The 2,278-nt window shown below is 70.9% G+C and carries 3 protein-coding genes and 1 pseudogene; 3 read left to right on the top strand and 1 reads right to left on the bottom strand.

What is annotated here, in order from left to right; all coding sequences use genetic code 11:
* Nucleotides 1-222: 222 nt before the first annotated feature.
* Nucleotides 223-815, bottom strand: a pseudogene (locus ACY45C_RS20535) (IS1634 family transposase); the annotation flags it as partial.
* A gap of 105 nt (nucleotides 816-920) precedes the next feature.
* On the opposite strand from ACY45C_RS20535, the gene ACY45C_RS20530 reads away from it, so the two are divergent.
* The 3 genes from ACY45C_RS20530 to ACY45C_RS20520 form a co-directional block, all read left to right on the top strand.
* The gene (locus ACY45C_RS20530) at nucleotides 921-1,079 is read left to right on the top strand and encodes a hypothetical protein (RefSeq protein WP_462189186.1); all 159 of its coding nucleotides are present in this window, start codon (nucleotides 921-923) and stop codon (nucleotides 1,077-1,079) included.
* 25 nt (nucleotides 1,080-1,104) lie between these two features.
* Nucleotides 1,105-2,028, top strand: a complete 924-nt coding sequence (locus ACY45C_RS20525) for an AzlC family ABC transporter permease (RefSeq protein ID WP_462189185.1) — start codon at nucleotides 1,105-1,107, stop codon at nucleotides 2,026-2,028.
* On the top strand, nucleotides 1,983-2,278 hold a 296-nt coding region (locus ACY45C_RS20520), incomplete at its 3' end, for an AzlD domain-containing protein (RefSeq protein ID WP_462189184.1). The genes ACY45C_RS20525 and ACY45C_RS20520, both read left to right, overlap by 46 nt.

Below are 2,278 nucleotides of genomic sequence, written 5' to 3'. Positions count from 1 at the left end.
GCTCTGGCTCGCCCTGAGCTCCCGGCACCCCCGGCCGGCACCGGGCGCGGCGCCCACGCTCGCGGCGGCCGGCGCCGAGGTCCCCGCGCCCGCCGGGCCGGTCGGGACCACCGCCCCCACCAGCGCCGGCGTCGGCTCCTAGCGGAAGTTTCGCCCCTAGTTTGATCTTGTCTGGAGTATTCGCAGCTCATGACCGATGTCGATCTTCCGGAACTGTATGACCTAAGTCCGGGGCGCCCACCTCGCGAGGCCGAAGATCTCGGCGAGTCGGTCCTGGGCGGGAGTGGTCTCGGTGAGCATACGGCGCGCCTTCGGACGGCCCCCGGTCGAGGGGTAGATCATCGCCGTCTCCTCGATCCCGGCGAGCAGGTCGAGCAGGACGCGTACCGAGTGTTCCTGCCCGGCACGCGCGGCGTGACGGCGCATCAGGTGCGCGACCTGCAACGCGAGCACGCAGGTGAACATGTGGACACGGATCGTGTGATCCGTGTCCAGTGGTGCATCGGGCTGAACGAGACGACATGCGGATCCTTCATCTGGCGGAACGCGAACTCGGCGTCCGACTGCGACCGATAGGCCGCGACCACGTCGCCGACCGGCCAGGCGTCACGGTCGGTGACCAGGACCCGCTTCCCGAAGATCTCCTCCTCGAGGGCGGCCCGGGCCTGCGGGTCAACCGTCCAGGTCAGCCGGTGCGCGGCCGGGGTGTCCCCGGTCAGCTTCGTGGTCACGACGCGTCGCACCCACGGGTCCGCGCAGATCGTGTCGATCTCGGCCTGGACCTTCTCCCGGGGCCGGCGGGTCTTCCCCCGGGCCGGCACACGCGGATGGGTGAACCGACCGCCAGTTACCGACATACTGACAGTGGTACGCTACTGAGCGTTCATATCGATGCGATCAGTGGTGCCGGCGACACGTCCGTGCCGGCCGCCAGCATTCGCGCGTGGGAGCAGCTCACCTCGGTCGGGTTCAGCGTGACTCTGGTGCCCGGCGGCCACGACATCGCCGTCAGCTCTGGCGACGCGCTGGTGGCCGAGGTCGCCGCAGCCTGTCGACGAGCGCTCCGGGAGAAGGCGTGACAGCTGCAGGCTCGACGCGGTGGCCATGAGATCGTCGCCGCCCGGGGTGAGTCAGGAAGCCGCCTTCCCGATGCGGGAGATCGCCGCGGGGTTTCGCGCGACGATTCCCCTGGCGATGGGCGTGGCGGCGTATGGCCTCGCGATGAGCGCGGTCGCCCCGACCCGGGACATCACGCTGGTGCAGTTGCTGATCATGGACGCGGTCGTCCTCGCGGGATCCGCGCAGATCGTCGTCGTTGGGTTGTGGGGAATACCTGTACCGCTGGCGGCGATCCTGGCGAGCACCTTGATCATCAATCTGCGCTACATCCTGCTGTGCGCGTCGCTGCGCGAAGTGTTCGTCGGGCGGCCACTGTGGCAGAAGCTGCTGGGGATCCACCTCGTCGCGGACGAGAACTGGGCCGTCACGCTGGCCGAGGGGCGCCGGCGGGGGCGAGCGGCGCCGCCGGGTTTCCTGCTGGGCGGCGGCCTGGCGATCCTGGTGTTCTGGCTGGTCGGTAGCGGCGCCGGGTACCTGCTCGGCGGGCGGATTCCGGCACCGGAGCGATTCGGCCTCGACTTCGCGTTCACCACGGCCTTCATCGCGTTGACGCGCGGCTTCTGGCGGGGGCGCGCGGATGTCGTGCCGTGGCTTGCGGCCGGGGTGGCCGCGGTCGTGAGCTGGCGGCTGCTCGGCGGCACCTGGTACATCATGATCGGCGCCCTTGTCGGCGCGGCCGCCGCCCGGCGCGGCCCCGAACCGGACCCGCAGGTGGTATCAGAGGGGGACGCGCCCGGTGAGTCACCCGGGACGGCGCCCGGCGTGGCGGCACCTGTGCAGGCAATCGGCCCGAAGGCAGTCGGTCCACGGGCAGTTGGTCCGCTGGCGGTCAACTCGCATGGCAATCGGCCCGGAGGAAACGAATGTGGAGCGCTGAGGCCGTCCTCGCCGTCGCCGGCATGGCGATGATCACCTACTCGCTTCGGGTCGGCGGCCTGCTGGCGGCCGACTGGCTGCCGAGCGAGGGCCCGTGGGCTCGCGCGATCGGGGCGCTGCCCGGGACGGTCCTGGTGGCCGTGGTGGTGCCGGCGGTGATCGCGGAGGGCTGGGCGGGGGTCTTCGCGGGCGCGGCCACCGCCGGCGTCGCGTACCGCACCCGTAATTTGTTGGCGTCGATGGTCGTCGGTGTCGCGCTGATTGTTCTGGGTCGACGGCTGGG

It is taken from the genome of Frankia sp. CcWB2 (assembly GCF_977927585.1).
The sequence above is the reverse complement of the archived record's forward strand: the minus strand, read 5'-3'. Positions and strand labels throughout refer to the sequence as shown.

Excerpts from the sequence above, each read along its gene's own strand:
- ACY45C_RS20525 (WP_462189185.1), top strand. The coding sequence starts at position 1,105 with ATGAGATCGTCGCCGCCCGGGGTGAGTCAGGAAGCCGCCTTCCCGATG.